The sequence below is a fragment of the Mycobacteroides sp. H001 genome (genome assembly GCF_001440005.1).
Taxonomy (GTDB): Bacteria; Actinomycetota; Actinomycetes; order Mycobacteriales; family Mycobacteriaceae; genus Mycobacterium; species Mycobacterium gwanakae.
In genome coordinates this window covers 654,855-676,996 of the sequence record NZ_LJYH01000021.1, presented here as the reverse complement: position 1 = coordinate 676,996, position 22,142 = coordinate 654,855, and the positions used below count along the sequence as shown (strand labels likewise).

The window sequence follows — 22,142 nt, the reverse complement described above, 5'->3', positions numbered from 1 at the left end:
TGCTCTTCGCTAACGCTCATCGCACCATCATGCAGGACCGCTGATGCTGCTCCTGATCATCCCTCTGATCTGGCGTGCTGCCACCGACAACGTCGCCAGGTCCGGTTCACCCGACGCGAAGATCTCCGCGAGCGTACCGCGGGCCCGTTCCAGGCGCGAGGCGTTGGTGAACTCCCACTCGGCGATCTTCTGCTCGCCAGTCTCATCGGGCTCGCCGACAGAGAGCACATCCATGGTGAGCGCCCGCAACGAGGAGTAGATGTCGTCACGGATCGCCAACCGGGCCAGGGAATGCCAACGGTCGTTGCGCTCGAGCTGGGAGACCGCGGTCAGCAGATCGTCCACCCGCAGGTCGTCCATCAGGGTGAAGTACAGATCGGCAACCTCCGCACCGTCACGATCGGCGATGTCGGCGATGTCGATGATGTCCAGCAGGCTGAAGCCGTACAGGCAGCCGGCCACATCACGGGCAAGATCGGCCGGAACGCCCAGCTCCATCAGGTCTTCGGCCTGCTTGGTGACGATCTCCAGGTCGTGACCACGCAGCCAGGTGGTGAGCATTGGGGTCAGCTCGGCGATACCCTGCGCGAACCGGTTGATCTCGGCGCCGACAGCCAGAGGCTGCGGCCGGTAGCTGATGAGCCACCGCGATGCACGGTCCAGCAGGCGCCGCATGTCCAGCGTCAGCCGATCCGAAACCGCCACTGGCACATCGGCATGCCGGATGCGGTCCCACAATGAGCGCAGTCCGAAGATGGCCTCCACGGCCACATACGTCTTGAGCCCGTCCACCGAACCCGTTCCGGCATCCTCGAAGAGCCGGTACACGTAGGTGATTCCGCCGCAGTCGACCACCGAATTGACCAGCATGGTGGCGTAGATCTCTTTGCGCAGCGGATGCTGGCGGATCTCCGCGTCGAACCGTTCACGCAGCACGTTCGGGAAGTAGTGCACCATGCGGCGCAGCGTGACCTCTTGATCCGGGGCGTCGCTGGCCAGCAGATCGTCCTTGAGCCCGAGCTTGACGTGTGCCATGAGGGTTGCCAATTCCGGTGAGGTCAAACCGATCCCGAGTGCCGCGCGGCGCTCGATCTCCTTCTCGGACGGCAACGCCTCCAGTTCACGATCGAGTCCACGTTCGGCAACCAGGTAGGCGATCTGGCGCGCATGCACGCTCAGCAGTGAGGCCGCGTTGGCCCGGCTGGTGCCCATGAGGTTGTTCTGGGATTCGTTGTCGGCCAATACAAGGGCGGCAACATCGTCGGTCATCGACTCCAGCAATGCCGTCCGTTCGGAGGCTTCGACCTTGCCGGCGCTGACCAGCGAATCGATCAGGATCTTGATGTTGACCTCGTGGTCCGAGCAGTCTACTCCGGCGGAGTTGTCCAGTGCGTCGGTGTTGACCCGACCGCCGTTGAGCTCGAACTCGATACGGCCCCGCGATGTCAGGCCAAGATTGCCACCTTCGCCGATCACTCGCGCGCGCACTTGGTTTCCGTTGACGCGAACGGCATCGTTGGCCTTGTCCCCCACGTCCGCGTGCGATTCGCTCTCGGCCTTGACGTAGGTGCCGATGCCGCCGTTGAAGAACAGATCGACCGGAGCCAGCAGGATCGCGCGGACGAGCTGCGGAGGTGTCATTTCTTTGACGTCGCTGTCGATTCCGAGCGCGTCACGGACCTCGGGGCTGATCGGTATGGATTTTTGTGCCTTACTGAAGACACCGCCCCCCGGGCTGATGAGCGCCGCGTTGTAGTCGGCCCAGCTGGAGCGCTCCAGCGCGAACATCCTCTTACGTTCAGCCCAGGACGATGCTGGATCGGGGTTCGGATCTAAGAAGATGTCCCGGTGGTCGAAGGCAGCCACCAGCTTGATGTGCTGGGACAGCAGCATGCCGTTGCCGAAGACGTCTCCGCTCATATCACCGACACCCGCGACAGTGAAATCCTGTGTCTGGGTGTCGATCCCCATTTCCAGGAAGTGGCGTTTCACACTCTCCCAGGCCCCGCGAGCGGTGATGCCCATGGCCTTGTGGTCGTAGCCGACGGAGCCGCCCGAGGCGAACGCGTCGCCGAGCCAGAACCCGTACGACAGGGCGACATCGTTGGCGATATCGGAGAAGGTGGCGGTGCCCTTGTCGGCGGCGACAACGAGGTACGGGTCGTCGCCGTCACGGCGCCGCACTCCCTCGGGGGGCACGACCGCATTAGTCGCGCGGTCGCGGTTGTCGGTGATATCGAGCAGACCGCTGATGAAGCGCCGGTAGCACTCGACGCCCTCGGCGCGGAACGCGTCGCGGTCGACGGCGGCGTCGCCGGTGCTGGCCGGCGGATTCTTGACAACGAATCCGCCCTTGGCGCCGACCGGAACGATGACCGCGTTCTTCACGGCCTGCGCCTTGACCAGACCAAGGATCTCGGTGCGGAAGTCCTCGCGGCGGTCCGACCAGCGCAGCCCGCCGCGGGCGACCGGGCCGAAGCGCAGGTGCACTCCCTCCACCCGCGGGGAGTACACGAAGATCTCGAAGCGGGGCCGTGGCTCGGGCAGCTCGGCGATCTCGCGCGGGTTGAGCTTGAAAGACAGCACGCCGTTGGCACGCGCCGAATCCGGCTTGGTCACAAAGTAGTTGGTACGCAAGGTGGCCTGGATCAGGCCGAAGAACGCGCGCAGCACCCGGTCGGTGTCCAGACTGACCACCTTGTCGATCTCGGCGAGCACTTGGGCGGCCTTGGCATCGGCCAGTGTGTCGTCGGTGACGGCGGGGTCGAATCGGGCTTCGAACAGTTCGACGAAATCGCGTGCGGTCTGGGAGTTATCGGCTAGGACCGTCTCGATATGCGCCTGGCTGTAGGGGAAGCCGGCCTGCCGGAGGTACTTGGCATAACCGCGCAGGATGGTGATCTGTCCAGCCGTGAGCCCGGCACGCAGCACCAGCTCGTTGAATCTGTCGATTTCGACACGGCCGTGCCACACATCGTCGATGGCGTTGGTGAGCAGTTCGGCGCGGCGCGCGGTGCCCTCGGCATCGAAGGTACGGGTGATCGCCGGGTGCACCACGATGCGGAATGCGTACAGCGAGACCGCCAGACCGTCCGGCCGGGTGAAGTGATACGGGCGTTCTTCGAGCACGTCGACGCCCATGCTGTGCAACACCGGCAGCACCTGGCTCAGGGAGGCCGAGCGACCACCGAGGTACATGCTAAGCACGCCGGTGCCCAGCTCGTCGGCGTCATAGGCCAGGTCGATGGAGTTCTCTTGCAGCCCTTCGATTCTTGCGATGTCGGCAATAGCCTCTGCGGGCGGCACATTCGTCTTGAAAACCTCGGGCAGGATGACCGAGTAGCGCTCCGCGCAGGCGCGGTCGATCGGTGAATCGGGGCGCACCGCGCGGACCAGACGGTCGCTCCAGGTCCGGGTGGTCTGGGTGAGCAACGCCTGGATGCGCACCCGGTTGGCTTCCGAGGTGTCGACGCTGCCGTGCAGGCTGTTCTCCGGCATGCGGACGGTGAAATGGACCAATGCCCAGGGTGATTCACTGACACGAGCGGTGTAGTCGATACCGGTACCGCCGAGTTCGCGCACCAAGATGTCTTGCATGGCCAGCCGCACCGTGGTGGTGTAGCGGTCGCGAGGCAGGTACACCAGCGCCGTGACGAAGTTCCCCAACTCGTCGGCGCGCAGGAACAGTAGCGAACCCGGATGCGCGCCAATGTTTCTCACGGCGGTCACCACGTCGTAGAGCCGATCGACACTCGATGCGAAGAGCTCGGCACGAGGCAGGTTCTGCATGAACTCGATCAGCATGTGGCCCGCCAACGAGTCCTGGCTGGCATCTGAGCGGCCGAGCACCTGATGCACGCGGTCGGAGATCACCGGGATGGCCAGCACATCGGCGTTGGTCGCGGCGACAGTGAAGACACCGACAAGGCGATGCTCGACGGCCGGACCATTGCCGTCTTCTTGTCTGATCACCACGATGTTCGGATAGATGGCGTATCGCAGATAGGTAGGTGTGGTGGCCTGCGCGAGGACCAGTAGCTGGTCGTTATGGGTGAGCTGCGGCAGTACCTCTTCGCGGCGTTTGAGCAGGCCGAGCCGGCTCGACTCGTCAGCGGTTGCGCGACCGTTCTCGACGGTGCAGCGCTGGTAGCCCAATATGGTGAAGTTTCCGTCGACGAGCCAACGCAGCAGGTTGGCGACCTCAGTCAGCTCGGCGGACGAGAACCTGGCGCTACCGGCCGAGGCGTCCAGAGCGCCGGCCAGCTCGACAACCGCATCACGCATGGCATCGGTATCCGCGGCGACGTGGCTGCCGTCCTCCAGGGTGTGCGGTAGCTGCGTTTCGATGAATCCCAGACGCTCGGCGTCAATGGAGGGCGGCAGCTGCAGGTGGATCCAGCACTCGGTATCGGGCGCGATATCGCTTTGCAGGTTTTCCACCGGGACCGCCGACAGCAGCGTGCCATCGGCGGCACGTTTCACGGTGAAGACCGGGTCCATCAGGTCGACGATCGCCACACCTTGACGGCGCAGCAGCACCGTGATGGATTCGGTCAGCAACGGCGTGTAATCGGTGACCAGTTGTAGAGCGGTTCCCAGCCCCGCGTCGTCACCGTTGCGGTAGGTGGCCATCGTTATCTCGTGCGGCGCTCGCCGTGCGGCCAACCGCAGCAGCGCGCGCATGAGGGCCTCGCGCACCGGCGGCGCCGGTGTCGCGGTGTGCCCATCTGCGTCGGCCACCTCGTCCCAATCCATCTCCCCCGCATACCGGGCGTGGCTGAACGCAGCGCTCAGCGCCTCGATGGTGGGCACGCCAGATCCATTGGCAGATGGCGTGTTTTCGGAAGTTGTGGTCCCTGTGTTAACAGTCACGCAGAACGCTCCTGGCCGAGTTTGCGTACCGGGTTTCGGCACGCAATCTCACCCTAGTCGCGTGTCAGGCGGCGGTGGGTAACTCTATGAGGTCTGGCTGCATCGATACCCAAACGTTCCACTTTGTTCTCTTCGTAGGCCTGGAAGTTGCCTTCAAACCAGAACCAGGAAGCAGGGTTGTCGTCGCTTCCCTCCCACGCCAGGATGTGCGTACAGGTGCGGTCCAGGAACCACCGGTCGTGCGAGATGACGACCGCGCAGCCCGGGAACTGCTCAAGTGCGTTTTCCAGTGAGCTCAGGGTTTCGACGTCAAGGTCGTTGGTGGGCTCGTCGAGCAGGATCAGGTTGCCGCCCTGCTTGAGGGTCAACGCCAGGTTCAGACGGTTGCGCTCACCGCCGGAGAGCACGCCCGCAGGCTTCTGCTGATCCGGCCCCTTGAAGCCGAATGCGGAAACATAAGCCCGCGAAGGCATTTCATTCTGACCGACCACAATGTGGTCGAGCCCGTCGGAAACAACCTCCCAGACGTTCTTCTTGGGATCGATACCGGCACGACTCTGGTCGACGTAGCTCAGCTTGACGGTCTCGCCCACCTTGACCTCGCCGCCATCGGGATTCTCCAACCCGACGATGGTCTTGAACAGGGTGGTCTTACCGACACCGTTGGGGCCGATCACTCCGACGATGCCGTTACGGGGCAGCGTGAACGAGAGATCTTTGATGAGGGCGCGTTCCTCGAATCCCTTGTCGAGATGACTCACCTCGACCACCACATTGCCCAGGCGCGGGCCGGTGGGAATCTGGATTTCCTCGAAGTCGAGCTTCCGCGTCTTCTCCGCCTCGGCGGCCATCTCCTCGTAGCGCCCGAGCCGTGCCTTGTTCTTGGCTTGACGGGCCTTGGCGCCTGAACGCACCCATGCGAGCTCTTCCTGCAGACGCTTGTGCAGCTTGGCGTCCTTGCGCCCCTGCACGGCGATGCGCTCGGCCTTCTTCTCCAGGTAGGTGGAGTAGTTGCCCTCATAGGGGTACGCGCGGCCGCGGTCCAGCTCGAGGATCCACTCGGCCACGTTGTCCAGGAAGTACCGGTCGTGGGTGACGGCCAGGATGGCACCCGGGTAGCTGGCCAGGTGCTGTTCAAGCCACAGCACGCTTTCGGCGTCCAAGTGGTTGGTGGGCTCGTCGAGCAGCAGCAGATCAGGCTTGGACAGCAGCAGCTTGCACAGCGCGACCCGGCGGCGCTCGCCCCCGGACAGATGCGTCACGGGCTCGTCCGGTGGCGGGCAGCGCAGCGCGTCCATGGCCTGCTCCAGCTGCGAGTCAATGTCCCAGGCATCGGCGGCGTCCAGCTCTTCCTGGAGCTTGCCCATCTCTTCCATGAGTTCATCGGAGTAGTCAGTGGCCATCAATTCGGCGACCTCGTTGTACCGATTCAGCTTGCCCTTGAGCGCGACGCCAGCCTCGACGTTCTCGCGCACCGTCTTCGTTTCGTCCAGCTCCGGCTCCTGCATCAGGATTCCGACGCTGGCCCCGTTGGCCAGGAATGCTTCGCCGTTGTTCGGCTTGTCCAGCCCGGCCATGATCTTCAGGACGCTGGATTTACCGGCACCGTTAGGACCGACCACACCAATCTTGGCGCCGGGCAGGAAGTTCAGGGTGACATCGTCGAGGATGACCTTGTCGCCATGCGCCTTGCGGACTTTCATCATCGTGTAGATGTACTCAGCCATTGCCGCGCTGTCGCCTCTCCTCTAAGTTCTTTAGCCGCAGCTCACGACCGTTCTGGTGGGCTGCCCGAACCATCCTAGGTGAGAGGCGACCGCGCGGTCGCCGGTGTCAGCTCGCAGATCACGCGCTAAGGCGCAGGTTCACCGACTCCTCGCTGCTCTCGTCGGTTTCCGAGAGCTCCGGGGTGGCGTCTTCGGTGCCGGTATCGGGTTGCTCCACCGCCTCGGTGTCCTCCTGCTTACCGGTGTACCCGACCTTCTCGATCCGCGCGATGGTCCGGGACAGATCCGGCCCGACAGCGATCGCCTTCATCTCTGTGACCTGACGGCGGTTGCCGTCCTTGTCCTCAAACTCGCTGGTATGCAGATGACCGTGCACGATCACCGGCGCTCCCTTCCCCAGCGCAGCACCCACCCCGGTGACTAGACGTCCCCAGCAGGTGACATTGATGAAGAGAGAGTTCGAATTCACCCAACTGCCGTCGTCACGCCGTCGGCGTGCATTACTGGCGACGCGGAACTTGATCATTTCGTCGGAGCCGACCTGGCGCCGCTTGAGGTCTCCGACGATGGAGCCGATCACAGTCACTGGAGTTTCAAACATGGTTCGTGCCTTTCCTCAATCTCTATATCTCTTCTCGGCACCGCCGAACGGGTGCCCTTGGCCACTCCAGTAACCCGCCACGCACCGACACCGCGGACCGACATGTGGGCACGTTCCGGTGACAGCTGTGGATGAATGCGAGATTGGGGACAACTGGCCGATGAGTCCGGCCCCCCGTACCTTGCTTGACATGACGGTTTGGATCATGCAGCGCCCCGAAGACGACATCGCCGCCGAATTGCAGGCCTCATCAGGGACGTTGGCCGGCATTCGGCTCGCGGTGAAGGACAACGTAGACGTCGGTGGCGTGCCGACCACGGCCGCCTGTCCGGAATACGCCTACATTCCCGAGCACGATGCACCGGTGGTCGCGGCCTTGCGCGCGGCCGGTGCCGTTGTCGTCGGCAAGACCAATCTGGACCAGTTCGCGACCGGGCTCGTCGGTACGCGCTCTCCGTACGGCCCGGTGCCGGATTCACGCCGTCCCGAATACATCAGCGGTGGCTCCAGCTCGGGATCCGCCGTAGCCGTGGCCACCGGCGAGGCGGATATCGCGATCGGTACCGACACCGCCGGCTCGGGGCGCGTCCCGGCGGGGCTGCAGGGCATTGTCGGGATCAAACCGACCGTCGGCGTCATCTCCACCCAGGGCGTGGTCCCGGCCTGCGAATCCTATGACTGTGTAACTATTTTCGCCGCGTCACTGGCCACCGCCAATGGGGCGATGGCCGCCATGAGTGCCGCGTCAGGGCCCCGGCTGTGGCCCGCCAACACCCGGCTTGCGGCGCCTCCTCAGCCCACCGTCGCCGTCCCGCGTGAGCTGCCCGCACTCGACAAGGTGTGGGGCAACGCTTTTCAGGCGGCCGTAGAGCGTCTACGCGCGGCGGGAGTGACGATCGTCGAGATCGATCTGGCTCCGTTCCTTGCCGCCGCGAAATTGCTGTACGAGGGCGCTCTGGTCAGCGAGCGTTACGCGGCCGTCGGCGAGTTCATCGACGCCAATCCCGGGGCGGCACTCGATCCCACTGTTGCGCAGATTGTTTCCGGTGCACGTGATATCCCCGCACACCGCTTGGTGCGCGATCGCGCCGAGGTGCAGCGCCTGCGCGACGAGGCCATGGCCACCCTGGCGGGCGCGGATGCGCTGTTGGTACCCACGGCGCCGCTGCATCCGACGATCGAGCAGGTACAGGCCGACCCGATCGGTGTCAACGCGACGATGGGCACCTACACCAACTTCTGCAACCTGTTCGACCTGTGCGCGGTCGCGGTGCCCGCCGGTACCGCCGGTGACGCCCAGTTCGGGGTGACGGTCCTGGCACGCGCCTTCGATGATGCGGTGGCCTTCGACATCGCCGCTCTGATCACCGGAGATGCTGCAGAACAAGATGTTTGGCCGACCGCGATCACTTTGTCCTATGAGCTCGCGGTGTTCGGCGCGCATCTCAAGGGCGGTCCCTTGGAGTTTCAGCTCACCGATCTGGGTGCACGCTGGGTGGGTCCGGTCCGTACCGCTTCGAAGTACCGGATGGCGGCGCTGCGCACCACTCCCCCTAAGCCTGGCCTGACCCGCTCGGTAGAGGACGGGGTGAGCATCGGCGGAGAAATCTGGCGCCTATCCCCTGCCGCACTGGGCACTTTCCTCGCGCAGCTGCCCGAGCCCATGCTGCTGGGCAAGGTGGAGTGCGAAGACGGCGTGTGGCGCACCGGCTTTGGGTGTGACGGCGGCGCCGCGCAGGCAGGTATCGACATCAGCGAACATGGCAGCTGGCCGGCGGCCATCGCTGCGGGCGCGGTGAACTAACGCGAGTTCTCGTCCAGCTGAGCCATTTTGGCGAGCATCGCGTTGTAGGCGGCCAGGTCTGCGTCGTCGTCACGGTCGGCGGCGCGGTCCTGCCTGCGAGCCAGCCGTTCGTCCGAACGCGACCACTGGATGACCAGGGCGATCATCACCACCAGCAGCGGCAGCTCTCCCGTCGCCCAGGTGATGGCGCCGCCCATGTGCTGGTCGGAGGCCAGGTCGATCCGCCACGGCAGTGCCAGATTGCTGTAGAACTTTTCGCCCAGAATCGATTTCGTGCCCATCAAGATGACACCGAAGAAGGCATGTAGTGGCAGCGACACCAGCACGATGCCCAGCTTGGCCACTGGCGGCAGGCGCCGCGGCGACGGGTCGATGCCGATGACCACCCAATAGAACAGGTATCCGCTGAGCAGGAAGTGCAGATTCATCGCCAGGTGCGCAGCATGCACATCGACGGCAGCGTCGTAGAGCCCGCTGAGATACAGGCCGTAGAACCCGCCGATGAACAGCGATGTCGCCACCAGTGGATGGGTCAGGAAGCGAGAGAAGCTGCTGTGCAACAGCAGCTGCACCCATTCCCGCAGACCCGGCGGATCCCCCTTGCCTGCAGCAGGTAACACGCGAAGTAGCAGCGTGATGGGGCCACCGAGGACCAGCAGCACGGGCACCAGCATCGAGAGCATCATGTGCGCCACCATGTGCATGCTGAACATCGCGGGCATGTACCGGCCGACACCCGACGATGTGGCGATGAGCAGGAAGGCACAGCCGGACAGCCAGGCGATGGTGCGCCCCACGGGCCACGCGTCGCCACGTGCCTTGAGGCGGCGGACACCCACCAAGTAGGTGACCGCGAAAACGATGGCGGCCGTTCCGAAGATGAGATCAAATCGCCAGTCGAACATTAATCGCTGCGGGGTCGGCGGGCCGTCGAGCGTGTAACCGATGGCGACCTCGACCGGTGAAGGGTTGAGATTGACCGGAGGCGGCGGTGGGGTGCGGCCCAGGCCGACGGCGATACCGAACGTGACCGCGAAGATGACGGCCTCCATCCCGGCGAGCCGGATCAGCGGCCGACGGTTCTGCGGTTCCTCGCTCAGTGCCGTGATCGCCGATCGCCGCTGTAGATACCCCAAGACACCGAGGACTAGCAGCGCGGTGGCCTTGCCCACCAGCAGCCAGCCGTAGCGGGTGGTGAACAGGTCCGAAAGCTGCACCCGGATAAGCGCGTTGATGATGCCGCTGAGCCCGATCGCGACATAGCACCACAGCGCCAGCGTGGAGAACCGGCGTGTGGCCACGTCCAGATAGCCGCCGCCGCGCAGCGCGTGGATCAGCAATGCGACCAGACCGCCGGCCCACAACGCCGCCGATACCAAATGGATGATGAGGCTGTTGGTGCCCAGGTCATGCGCGCCGCCGGTGGCCGAATGCCCCACCAGGGCCAGCGGCATCAGCGTCGCCACCGACCCGACCACGAGCAGCGGTGTCCACGACCAGCGCAGCACCACCCGGCTGGCGATCGCGACGCCAGCTGCGATGAAGGCCATCCAGCGCCAGGCATTCACGGTTTCGATCTCACCCGCGAGCGTCCACAGCTCCCCGAGCCCGAAATCGCTCACCGGCTGACCGGCCACATCGGAGATCGACAACGGCACCATGACCGCCGAGAGCACCGCAAGCGCAGTCGATGCCGCGGTGCCGACGCGCAGCGAGCGGTAGCCATCCACGTCGAGCACGCCGGTGGACTGCGGTGGGACGAAGAAGGCCGTGAGCAGGAAGGCGCCGACGGCGACCACGGCGACGATTTCGGCGGCCGCGCGCACGAACGGCAGACCGTACGAGGTGACGGGGCCGGGGTTGGGCAGACCCGTCGCAAGCAGGGCCTCTGCCAGTGACAGCGCGCCGATGGCGGCCGCGACCAGGCCCGCCAGTGCCGCAAGGCCGACGACGATCGTCCAGATCGGCGAATCGGTCTTGCTGGCGGTGGAGGTGGTGGTCACCAGTCAAGGGTATGGCGAGATGCGATCCGCACGGTCACCGGTTCGATAGACTGCGGTCCGGCTAGCGCCGCATGCCTCCGTAGCTCAGTTGGATAGAGCAAGGGCCTTCTAATCCCTAGGTCGCAGGTTCGATTCCTGCCGGGGGCGCTGATAGATACGGATTTGTTCCGCAACGCGGCGCGAGGCCAGGTGAGACACCCTCGGAGCCGCTAGACGACGCCAGCGGGATGATGGTGCGTTGACAAAAGGCACGGCGCATCACGCACCTTGGTCACGACGATCCGGCATTGCAAGGAAATTCGACCGATGGCCCGCTGAGTGGACACATGGAAACACAGAGCCAAGAACGAACCAAGAGTTACGTCCGGGATCTGCGTGCGATCAATATTGTCATGCAGACTCGACGCCAGCGCGGATTGCATGCTGGTGAACAGCTTCGCATGGCCACGGGTTGTCGTGTCCACAAAATCCATCAACCCACCGGACTGGCCCGGAAACACTGGTGCTCGTAATGCGTTGGTAGAGAAGCCGACACCTGGCCTACCGATATTGGTTGCAGCGTCGGCGATAGCGACGATGACGGACTCGGTGTAGTCAGCTGCAATGCGCTGTCCCGCCAGCGGGCGTGGCTGGCGGCATCAGTGGTTGTGGAGCCATCACGGAAGGCAAGTCGGCGCGGGACGTATATTTCCGAGTGAACTGTTGCGCAATAAGCACGCCACGCCCCATCATCGTCAGGCCTGGAAGCGTCGTTGCGGGGTCGCCGTTCCTTTGGCCTGCGCTCAGTGTGGCCATCGCTCACTTACAAGATGATGTCTTGCGGGCCGACTTCCTCGATAGCCTCATTGACAAACTTTACGGTGAGCCCGAGTTCAGGTTCCCAGGTGCAGTTGTACAGGGGCCCAATAACGCGGTCGGTCGAGCCCCGGAAGGGGTTCGGCACAAAAAGTGTTGTGGGCGTAATCATTCGGGCGAGGTCCTCTTTATCCCCGATGATCGGCATAAGTTCGTCGGCGCTGCCCCCGAACTGCTCGCGAAGCTCAGGCAGTCGTTCGAGATAGTGCGCGTAGAGCGCATCATCCGCCCGCCGAGATAGTTCAACCTTCCGTTCGGTGAACAGTTGGACTGCATCTCTCTGGGCTGTTTCTATTGCATCAGCCTCGTCCCATGCCGCAACGATGAGTGGGACTGTCACCTCGCGCCCTAGGAATGGGAAAGTGTAGCTACCTTCCCAACCGCGTTCCTCGGTGTAGACAATTTCTCCAAGTACGGGGTCGATCACGGTGCGCCTTCTCCAATCGGGGGGAGGGTTTTGCCGGCATTGAGTTCACCGATGCCGCCCAGGTGTCCCAACCTGTTGTTAACTACGGATGGTACAAGCTGCATAGTCGTCAGGTTTGGTTCCTCGTGCCACGTGTACTTGTTGGCCTTGCGGAAGTCGGCAATATCCTGCGGTGAGACTCCCCATTGTTTCGCAAGCAACTTGTCAGCTGCCTTGAAGTTTACGTCTCTGTTGGTGGACATATTTGGAATCTCGACTTGCCCCTGCGCGACAGGCCCGAAATCAGGTCGGGCGTTGCTGTATTCGATCCCCTCGACTCCTGCTTCGCGCAGGAACTGATTAACCATTGGGTTCTGTGACAGCCACGTCGACTCTCCGCGCTGGTCTGTCCATTGCCCGTTGTTGATGGGCGTTTGATCGAGGCGCTGCTTGTAGGTTGACCCACCCGCTGAGGATGGTGTTGGCAGTTCGCGAGGTTCGGGTAGGCCGCGGGTGATTTCAGCTCGCGTGCCGGACACGGCTGCGTCTTCGAGGCCGACACGTGCGAGTGCGCCTTCGCCGCCGAGCATGGCTCCGGGTATTGCCTGTACGCCAATGGCTGCCTGTTCGCCCAGGAATGCCTTGGGGTTGTCGATCATTCGCTGCATGTTGTCGACCCGCTGGGGGGTGACTTCCGTGGGATGGGCTAGCTCGCCAAAGCTGCTCTTGATACCCGTACCGATGTCGCCCCAGGCATCTTTGGCGGCATCGAGTCCATTAGCTCCCACCAAGTCCTGAGTGCCTTTGATGCCCTTATCCCACGAGTCATGGAACGCATCGCTAAAGGTCTCCCGGACAGGCTGCGGCAGACCTTCGGGCACCGCGTAGAGCGGGCGATCCTGTTGTGATCCCTTGACAGCCTCAGCCACCTTCGCGTCAACCTGGTCAGGGGGTAGTTGCGTGGACAAGATGCTGCGGAACTGATCGACCGCTGCCTTGTCGGCGGGGTTGTTCATGTCCAGCTTCGGCGCGGGCACGGTGCGCGGATCTGGCGCGGGCGCGGGTTTGTCCAAAGGGCTCTTGGGTTCGGTAATGCCCATTTTGTTCAGTGAGCCCGTGAACGCACCAGCGGTCGGATCGGGTTCGGCAGGTTGCTTGGGATACCAGTCTTTGTAGAAGTTGTTCTGGGTCGTCTTCGGTGCAACCGGGGTGGGCTGCTGGGGTGCCCGCGTGGTGGTGCTGTCGAGCGCCTGCACACCCGAGGACGATTGCGACGGCGCCGACGGTGGTGTGGGTGGCGTCGGAACATCGCCAGGTCCGTTGACCGCAGTCGCAGTGCCCGAGAGTGCATCGGTGGCCCCTGAGGTGTCGGGCACACCGGATGTACCCAGACTTGACGCGGTGTTAACCATTCCGGATACCTGGGAGACACCACCTGCGACTTGGCCGGTGAGGTCGGCGACCTGGCCACCGGCCTGGGCGAGCTGCTGAACCTGCTGCGCTTGCGGTTTGAGTTGCGGGTTCGCATCGGCGGCCAGTTGTGCGCCCTGCCCGGCCTCATTGAGCCATGTCGAGGCGATCGAAGCTCCAGAGCCCACGGCGTCGGCTGTGTCACTGATACCCCCAGACACCCCTTGTACCAACGCAACAGCGTCCATCGGGTTGACCGCACCGGACTGCGCCGACGATGCCAGCGACGCTCCCGCTTGGGCAGCGGACCCGAAGTTCTGTGCCGCCGATCCCGCCGATTGACCCAGATTCACACTGTCGGAGACGGTATTGGCGATGTCTCCAGGTAGGGACTGCCCCAACTGCGCGCCGTCTTCCGCGAGCGCCTGAGTGTCCGGACCCTGCTCCTGCTGTTGGTCGGGCTGAGACTGGTCCTCCTGCTTGCGGCGGCGTGTGGACGCCGCCCCCATCAACAACGCCGACAGGTCATTGTTGCCTGATTGGTCGTCCTGATCCTGCTGGTCTTTGTCGTCCTGCTTCTTGTCCTTGGACGGCGCTTTGGGGAGTTTCTGGTTGCCGCTCTGCTTCTGCTGCCCCTGCTGCTGCAACTGTTTAGTCAGATCGTCAATGCGCTGCCGATCCTGACCGGACTGCTGCTGTTGATCCTGCAGCTGCTTGGTCAGGTCATCGATCTTCTGCTGATCCGGTGACTGGTTCGGCTGCTGCCCCGCATCTTGTTGCGGCGGCTGCTGCTGAGGTGCCTGCTGCACGCCCTGCTGCGGTTGTTGGGCTCGCTGCTGCACACCCTGATTCGATTGACCACCTTGCGATCCCGCATTGGAGCCCGGGTTGGTTTGTGCGCCTTGTGATCCTGGGTTGAAATCAGGGTTCGGCTTGCCCGGTCCTTGCGTATAGGGCGTGGCGTTCTGGTAGTCCGGGATCTGGGTGCCGTGTGCAGGCTGATCCCACCCTTGCTGAGGCCCCTGCCGCCCACTGGACCCCTGAGTACCGTTATTGGTGATCGAGGGTGCCTGAGTGTTGTAGATCGACACCGAACCGTTTTGGTCCATCGGCGGCTGATTAATACCGCCCTGATAGTCGGGCATCTGCTGCCCACCTTGACTCGGTGGCTGGAAAATCTGCCCGCCCCCAGGTGGGCCATCCAAACCACCACCGCCACCACAATCCGGTGGGCACGCCGCATGCGCCTGCGGCACCGTGTCCGGGGTGAACCAGCCCAAACCCACACCGCTTGCCGAAAACATCAGCAACGCAACCACACCGGCAACCGCTGAGGCTCTCTGGGAAGCATCCGTTGCCCACGCATACAGGCCCGCAAGACCTTTCCACCACCCCAAATTGGAGCTGATTGCCCACAGGAGGACCAGAGTGATCGCTGCGGCGGCCGGAAACACATCCGGACCAGTGATCCACACATACAACCGCGGAGTAATCCCAGCTGCCAACAACACCAGCCCGGCCCCGCCCGCGATCAACGCAGCCAATAGCCCCGGATGCCACACCGGCTCATCCCGATTGTTCCGGGACTGATTACGATGTGCCCCAACACCTTCTGCAACAGCAGCGTGGTCGCGCGCCCCGAGCATCCCGCCATCGGTCAAGACCTCTTTGACCAGGCCCGTCAGGTACTTACCGCCCACAAACAGCGCAGCTCCAGCGAGCACGACCACCATCATCTGCCCAATACCGAGCAGCAACGACCAACGAGTTTCTCCGGAAAGGTATTGCCACCAGGCGGCATAGCCGCCCCGGAAGGTCCACCACATACCCAGCGCCCCGGCGATGACCGCCACAGCAGCAATCACGGTCTGTACGGGCTCAGACAACCGTTCTTTACCGGCAGCGGACACAGCCGCGACCACAGGCCTGCTACCCCACATGATGAGCTTGATCCCGCCGCCCAGCGCCGTCATCCCCGCCAGCAGCGCCGCCACCCACACACCCCAGGCTCCGATATCGCCACCGGCCCGATACAAGCCATGCAAGCCTGCGACCGCCGCAACCAACAACACCGCTCCGGCAACCACAGCACCGCCCCGGCGACCGCCACCACCCGCAGACATCGACTCGGCAACGGGCACCTTCTGCGGTTCGCTGGCATGAGTCAGATCTCGGCATGTCAGTACGCTTGTCGCCTCGGTTGCATCACGGTTCACGGAACTCACCGACCGTTCACCCTCCCGACACCCGCAACCAAGCTATGCATTGCGACCCAATAATCAGACCAGCATAAGCCACGAACCAAGATCGCGTTAGACCCAGTGGCAAACAATGTTCACCACGTCCTCTTTGACGTGCGAGGCACCAAGATCCAATTTGACATGACCAGCGGACACTCACTCAACCAACGTTGCTCAAATCCCCTTAGGTAACCCCAAGCCAGAGCGACTCTCAATCCCTAGGTTGCAGGTTCGGTTCCTGCCGGGCGCTGGTAGATCCTGAAGGCAAAGTGTTACCTGCAGCTCTATCCAGACGGCGGCGCAATCTGCTCTGCAAGTCGGGCGAGGTGCTGCCCCTCAGCGATCAATCGAGGTCGAATGCTCGCTGGTTCTGGCACTGTAATACCGCACTCCATTCGGTCCAGATCGGATTCGACGTAACCGAGAGTCGCGGCAAGAATCGGCGCGCACGTAATATCAGTCACATACTCGATCTCGTTACGGTGCAAAACGAGGTCCGCCAGGTTGAACAGACTTTCTGCTGCGTAGTACGCACTCTCCGAACTTGTCGCAACAGAGCCAGTTAGAGCACTGATTGCATATGCCGTCGCGGCCACAGCATCATTGACAACCGAGTTGCAGAACGAATACCCCTCTTCCTCCTCAGGAATTATCCGTTGAAGCAACCCAGGAACGTGTGTTGCTAGGTCAGCACTCAAGATCCCTTTGACCTCATTCCAGGAGGCCTCTAGAGCGGCATCAATAATCACCTTCTCGGGCTCAGCAAAGCCTCCAAGAACCTCAGCTCCAAACGTCACGGCACGCTGTGCACTCGACAGCCCATAAACAAACAACTGTCTTAACGAAGCGGCTTTTGTGGCGGCTTCGATGCGATCCTTCGGAAACGGATTTGGGTATCGCGTTACTGGGGCCACGTTGCTCCTAATCCATTTGGCAGGGTCGAGTCATCTGACGCCAGAGTAGGACTGTGGTGCCCCTGGAGCGCTGAGGGTTCAAGCTCGTAACTACGTCACGCAACCATCAACACAACGTTTGCACCACCTGCCGCGTAGCGACGTGGATCTGCCGGAACAACCGAGAAGAAAGACTGAGTTCCCTCAGATGGGGAACATCGATGACTGTGGTGACTACCCCCGGCCCATCCGATTCCCACTGCGCACCGTATCGATTCAGAATGCTCCGCATCGCGTAGTTCTCCGAGAGCACTGAGGCCGTGAATCTGTGGACACCGTCGGCATGCGCGGACACCGCCAACGCCTCCATCAGCAGTGTTCCGATCCCACGGCCCTGGTAGTCGTCACCGACCGTGAAAGCCAGTTCAGCACTGTCGGGCTCATCGAGGTGGCGGATGAATCGAGCATCGGCCACGACAAGACCGTCGGGTCCAGCGGTGAGTGCCCATGCGAAGTGGTCGCGATAGTCCACTTCGAAGAGGTAGGTAATCATCCGCTTGTTCGGCACTCCCAGAAACCGGCGGTACACCGTGCGTCGCGACATCCTCGCCAGCCGCCTCCTGTCACCGGGTAGGATAGGCCGCAGGTAGAACTGGCCGCCGTCGCGTAGCCGCACCGGAATAGGTGTGACGAATGCGGCCAGGCGTTGACGCGCAGTCGATACCAATGCATCTGACACACCAGGGATTTCAAGCATCGCGGTGAACGCATCGCTGCCACCGGCCCAGCCCCGAAGTCGTTCGGTGGCCACGACGGTCGCCGTCCGGGCGTTCCCACGCAGGAGCGCGATCTCACCGACGACCATGCCGGGCACCAGATGCGCGACGACCGAATCTCCGTTGTCGCCGGCGTGAAGGATCTCGCCGCCACCCGAGCCGACGAGCAGGAACCAATCGGCCGGCTCGCGCTGACGCATCAGCACCTGCCCGGGAGCCGCTTCAAGGGGCGAAAGAAGCTCGGCTAGCGGAGCAAGCGCACTGGCCGGATTACCTGCGAAGAACTCCAACTCCGCGAGTTCGACGGCGTCTACACCCGCGGATCCGGCCATCTCCTACAGGACCTTCGAGCAGTTCGACGATGCCCAAGTGGCCCACACTGCGTCCACGATGTGCACCGCCCTTAGCTCGAACAGCTGAGTCTGTTCGCATCGTAATCATCACCGGCATATCCGATGAGGTATTGACGGAACCACGACATTCTCACGCCGCCAGCGCGGCCAAGCGGTCCAGCGTGCGCAAAGTGGTGTCGCGGGACTCCACCGGCAGCCCCAACAGCACACGATGCACGCCAAGGTCGGCGCGGCGTTCGATATCTCCAGGCCGGGGCGCCAGGATGGTCGCGGTCACCGGAACCGTCGGCTTGCCCATCTGCGCTGCCAGCAGGTTGAGTTCGCCGATCCCCTTCTGAAGCTCTTCGACTCCAAGCATTGTCGGTGCCATCCAGCCGTCGGCGTGGTCAAGTATCCGCTCGTGGGTAGACGGCCCCCAGCCTCCTAACCACACCGGCGGGTGTGGTCGTTGAACAGGCTTGGGCCAGGAACGGATCGGATCGAAAGCCACATACCTGCCGTGGAATTCGGCCTCTTCTTCCGTCCAGATCTTCTTGACCGCTTGGATGCGCTCGCTCTGCAATGCCACCCGCGTGCGCGGGTCGGTGCCGTGATTTCGTATCTCCTCGCGCAGCCACCCGACGCCGATTCCCAGTTCCAGCCGTCCGCCCGATGCCCTGTCCAGGGTCGCGGCTTCTTTGGCGAACGTGATCGGATCTCGCTGGACAAGCAGCGCCACAGCGGTACCGATGCGCAGGTCCCTCGTCGCGGCCGCCGCGAAGGACAACGCTACGAACGGGTCGAGGGTGCGGCAATAGTCGTGGGGTATCTCATCCCAACCGTCATGGATCGCTTCGATCGTCACGGGAATGTGCGTGTGCTCTGGCACGAAAAGGGATTCGAAACCGCGCGTCTCGATCTCGACCGCTAGTTCACCGGGCTCCAGGCTTTCGTCAGTGAGCGCGGTGAAAACACCAATCCGCATGAAGCTAAACCTCTTTGTCGTCCAGCGGCGGTACCGCCGCAGAAAGGGCCTCGAACTCGGCATCGCTCAGAGTGATGTCTGCGGCGGCCAGGTTCTGTGCGAGGTGTGCTTCCGACGAAGTTCCCGGGATGGGAAGCACATTCGGCGAGCTTCGCAAAAGCCATGCCAAGGCAATCTGCGCCGCACTTGCGCCGTGCGCACGCGCGACGACATCCAGCGCACCGCCGGGACCTTCCAGGCCCCCGGTAGCCAGCGGGAAGTATGGGATGAACGCGATGCCGTGGGCAGTGGCGTAGTCCACCACGTCAGCCGCTGACCGATTGGCGAGGTTGAACAGGTTTTGCACCGAGGCAATGGGCACGATCTGACGTGCGGCGCGCAGCTGTTCCACCGAGACCTCTGAAAGTCCGATGTGCCTGATCTTGCCTTCGTCCTGTAGGAGTTTGAGTTCGCCGATCTGGTCTTCGAAAGGAACAGTGGGGTCGACTCGATGCAGCTGAAGCAGATCGATGCGCTCCAGTTTCAGGCGCCGCAGGCTCATTTCTGTCTGCTGGCGCAAGTATTCGGGCCGCCCCAGCGGAATCCAACCCCAGTCCGCCGGACCTGTGCGCGCGAGCCCTACCTTCGTGGCGATCACCAGATCGCGGGAGTACGGGTGCAACGCTTCACTGATCAAGTCTTCGACGGTCTGCGGACCATACGCATCCGCGGTATCCAGGAAATTCACTCCCAGCTCAACCACACGTTTGAGCAGCCGCACCGCGGCAGCCGGATCCCGCGGCGGGCCCCAAACGCCCGGGCCGGTCAACTGCATCGTGCCGTAGCCGAGCCTGTTGACGGTGATGTCGCCACCGATGGTGAGTGTTCCCGCATTAGCAGCCTGCTGTGACGTCACGAAATCTATCCTGCGCAATCTGAACTCAAGAGACGGCGAAACCTAGTCGTCTCAAATGGATTTGATGTGTTTTCCGCTATTCGGGCTGCTGGTCCAGCGCAAGCCGGGCCAGCAACTCAAGCCCATCGGCGTCGGGACCACCCGGGTCGGCCGAGTAGATGAGCAGCTGCTGCCCGGGTGCCCCACCGACCGCGAAGCTGTCGTACTGGAGGTTGATCTCACCGACCTGGCTGTGGCGGAATCGCTTCGTCCCGCTCGTTCGAGGCCTCACGTCGTGCTGCATCCACACGAACGTGAAAACGTCGCTCTGAATCGTTAACTCACCCACGACTTCTGCCACGCGGGGGTCGTCGCGAAACGACACCGACATAGCACGCAGATTTCGGGCGGTATCCCGCGCGATCTCGTCCCATTCGGCGTAGAACTCGTTGGCCGCGGGGTCGAGAAATACCATGTACGCGAGGTTGTCGGCACGCGAGAAGTCACCGTAAAGAGCCTGCGCATGAGCATTCATCGCCAGAATGTCCAGTGCCGGGCTGACTACCAAAGCTGGGGCGTGCACCACATTGTTGACGATTCTCATGGTTCCCTCGCTGGCATCGCGCTGACCGGCGGCAGGTGCTACCCCAGACGGCCGGGCAAGGCCGGCCAGATGTTCAGCCGCGTGCGTATCCAGCTGCAGTGCGCGGGAAATCGACCGCAGCACCTGCTCCGAGGGATGCCGCTCACGCCCCTGCTCAAGCCTGCTGTAGTAGTCGGCACTCACCCCCGCCAGCGCCGCAACCTCTTCTCGGCGCAAGCCCAAAACGCGGCGCGGCTCGTCCTCCGGCAGCCCCACTTGTCGCGGCGAAACCAGAGCACGGCGCGCCTTCAGAAAGTCGCCCAACTCATTTCGCCGATCCATCTCCTCAACATACTCACGGCAACTCACCCCAACCAGGGTGTAATACACCCACCCAGTGACACATCGCTTCAGCCGCACGGGATGCCAGGTAGGAGTAGCGCACCCTTCCAGGACGACGCCCGCGAATCTACGCTCGAGAAGCAACCAGATATGAATGAAATATGTTGCGGTCAAATGAAAGACGGAGATCCATGAGCATTCTGGCAGGCAAGACGGCACTTGTTACAGGCGCGTCGAAGGGAATCGGCGCGGCTATCGCGCGCGACCTGGCTTCCGCGGGAGCACGTGTAGCAGTCCACTACTCGTCAAGCAAGAGCGGCGCTGATCATGTCGTGAAGTCAATACACGACGCTGGCGGACAGGCCTTCGCACTCCAGGCCGATATCTCCAACCCGGCCAGCGTCAAAGGACTGTTCGCCGAGCTCAGCACTCAGTTCGACGCACTCGACATCCTCGTTAACAACGCCGGGGTGTACGAGATGGGCGCGGTTGAATCGGTGACGGCAGATGAACTTCAGCGCCAGTTCGGCCTGAACGTCTTCGGCCTGGCCATCACAATCACCGAAGCGCTCGGCAGCGCCCTTGGACCCGGCTCGAGCATCGTCAACATCGGATCGAGTGTCACCAGCTTCACGCCCGCCAACTCGCTGGTGTACACCGCCTCGAAGGGGGCGGTGGACGCGATTACCGGCACCCTCGCCAAGGAGCTGGGCCCGCGGGGCATCAGGGTGAACTCGGTCAATCCCGGCTTGACCGTGACCGACGGCATGCAATCCAGCGCCTTCTCAAGCCGCGAGTTCCGCAACGAGATTGAGAACATCACACCCCTTGGCCGGATCGGCATCCCGGAGGACATCGCACCAGCAGTGACATTCCTGGCCTCGGACCGCGCCTCGTGGATCACTGGAGAGATCCTGGTCATCGGCGGCGGCCTGAACTAAACGGCCCTTCTTCGTCCGTTCGCCGATGTAGAGCCCGCTCCCCTGGCAATAATGCTGGTGGCCGGAAGGAATCAACGATGGGCAAGCTCTGCACCAGGATCGTCGTCGCGATCACTGCCTCTGGCATGTCGGCTGGCGGCCTGTTCGGCATGGGGACTGCGCAGGCTAATGACCACACATTCCTGGACAGCCTGCGCGCCGCGGGAGTCTTCATCCACAAGGACGCAGAACCGTATGTGGTTCAGGCGGGACACCAGGCCTGCCGCGATCTACGCAACGGTGTGCCACCCGAAGAAGTGGGATCGCAGTTCCCGGTGGGTTCCGGTGTCGCGCCCGCGCCTGCTCCCAACGTGTATGTCGACATTCTGCAAAGCGAGCTATGCCCGAATGCGCTGAACCCCGCGCCACCCCAGCCGGCATAACCGTTCTCTGCGACCTTGCTGGCCCAGCAGCGGCCTCCTTGATGTAGCAGCGGCTACCCGGACACACAACAACCAT

15 protein-coding genes and 1 tRNA gene are annotated in these 22,142 nt (G+C 63.0%); 4 read left to right on the top strand and 12 right to left on the bottom strand.

What is annotated here, in order from left to right; translation table 11 throughout:
* Positions 1-27: 27 nt before the first annotated feature.
* The 3 genes from AOT83_RS05320 to ssb form a co-directional block, all read right to left on the bottom strand.
* Complete coding sequence (locus tag AOT83_RS05320) at positions 28-4,698, bottom strand: NAD-glutamate dehydrogenase (protein WP_030095084.1); 4,671 nt, start codon at positions 4,696-4,698, stop codon at positions 28-30.
* Between the two features lie 227 nt (positions 4,699-4,925).
* Positions 4,926-6,599 (bottom strand): energy-dependent translational throttle protein EttA, encoded by a 1,674-nt coding sequence (gene ettA, locus AOT83_RS05315; protein ID WP_030095083.1) that lies wholly within the window; start codon positions 6,597-6,599, stop codon positions 4,926-4,928.
* Positions 6,600-6,717: 118 nt separating this feature from the next.
* Positions 6,718-7,200, bottom strand: a complete 483-nt coding sequence (gene ssb, locus AOT83_RS05310; protein ID WP_057964981.1) for a single-stranded DNA-binding protein — start codon at positions 7,198-7,200, stop codon at positions 6,718-6,720.
* Between the two features lie 190 nt (positions 7,201-7,390).
* Between ssb and atzF the strand changes: the two genes are divergently transcribed.
* Complete coding sequence (gene atzF, locus AOT83_RS05305; protein WP_057965169.1) at positions 7,391-9,004, top strand: allophanate hydrolase; 1,614 nt, start codon at positions 7,391-7,393, stop codon at positions 9,002-9,004.
* Here the strand turns inward: atzF and AOT83_RS05300 are convergent.
* Complete coding sequence (locus tag AOT83_RS05300; RefSeq protein WP_057964982.1) at positions 9,001-11,007, bottom strand: cytochrome c oxidase assembly protein; 2,007 nt, start codon at positions 11,005-11,007, stop codon at positions 9,001-9,003. The genes atzF and AOT83_RS05300 overlap by 4 nt on opposite strands.
* Before the next feature lie 73 nt (positions 11,008-11,080).
* On the opposite strand from AOT83_RS05300, the gene AOT83_RS05295 reads away from it, so the two are divergent.
* A tRNA-Arg gene (locus tag AOT83_RS05295) sits at positions 11,081-11,154 on the top strand.
* Positions 11,155-11,216: 62 nt separating this feature from the next.
* On the opposite strand, the gene AOT83_RS28015 is transcribed toward AOT83_RS05295, so the two are convergent.
* From AOT83_RS28015 to AOT83_RS05255, 8 genes are all read right to left on the bottom strand, one after another.
* Positions 11,217-11,480 (bottom strand): hypothetical protein, encoded by a 264-nt coding sequence (locus AOT83_RS28015; protein ID WP_082628281.1) that lies wholly within the window; start codon positions 11,478-11,480, stop codon positions 11,217-11,219.
* Positions 11,481-11,809: 329 nt separating this feature from the next.
* On the bottom strand, positions 11,810-12,289 hold the full coding sequence (locus AOT83_RS05285; RefSeq protein WP_046253145.1) for a hypothetical protein: 480 nt from the start codon (positions 12,287-12,289) through the stop codon (positions 11,810-11,812).
* Positions 12,286-15,903: an HNH endonuclease gene (locus tag AOT83_RS05280; RefSeq protein WP_081343695.1), complete on the bottom strand. Its 3,618-nt coding sequence runs from the start codon at positions 15,901-15,903 to the stop codon at positions 12,286-12,288. Before AOT83_RS05280 ends, AOT83_RS05285 begins: the two co-directional genes overlap by 4 nt.
* 299 nt (positions 15,904-16,202) lie before the next feature.
* On the bottom strand, positions 16,203-16,832 hold the full coding sequence (locus AOT83_RS05275; protein ID WP_234797628.1) for a hypothetical protein: 630 nt from the start codon (positions 16,830-16,832) through the stop codon (positions 16,203-16,205).
* 106 nt (positions 16,833-16,938) lie between these two features.
* On the bottom strand, positions 16,939-17,919 hold the full coding sequence (locus AOT83_RS05270; protein WP_057964984.1) for a GNAT family N-acetyltransferase: 981 nt from the start codon (positions 17,917-17,919) through the stop codon (positions 16,939-16,941).
* Positions 17,920-18,070: 151 nt separating this feature from the next.
* Positions 18,071-18,904, bottom strand: a complete 834-nt coding sequence (locus AOT83_RS05265; protein ID WP_057964985.1) for an LLM class F420-dependent oxidoreductase — start codon at positions 18,902-18,904, stop codon at positions 18,071-18,073.
* Between the two features lie 4 nt (positions 18,905-18,908).
* Positions 18,909-19,799: an aldo/keto reductase gene (locus AOT83_RS05260; protein WP_057964986.1), complete on the bottom strand. Its 891-nt coding sequence runs from the start codon at positions 19,797-19,799 to the stop codon at positions 18,909-18,911.
* Positions 19,800-19,875: 76 nt separating this feature from the next.
* Complete coding sequence (locus AOT83_RS05255; protein ID WP_057964987.1) at positions 19,876-20,703, bottom strand: helix-turn-helix transcriptional regulator; 828 nt, start codon at positions 20,701-20,703, stop codon at positions 19,876-19,878.
* Positions 20,704-20,894: 191 nt separating this feature from the next.
* Here AOT83_RS05255 and AOT83_RS05250 point away from each other — a divergent pair, with 191 nt between their 5' ends.
* Positions 20,895-21,644: an SDR family oxidoreductase gene (locus tag AOT83_RS05250; protein WP_057964988.1), complete on the top strand. Its 750-nt coding sequence runs from the start codon at positions 20,895-20,897 to the stop codon at positions 21,642-21,644.
* A 77-nt stretch (positions 21,645-21,721) separates the two neighbouring features.
* Positions 21,722-22,066, top strand: a complete 345-nt coding sequence (locus AOT83_RS05245) for a DUF732 domain-containing protein (RefSeq protein WP_057964989.1) — start codon at positions 21,722-21,724, stop codon at positions 22,064-22,066.
* Positions 22,067-22,142: the final 76 nt, after the last annotated feature.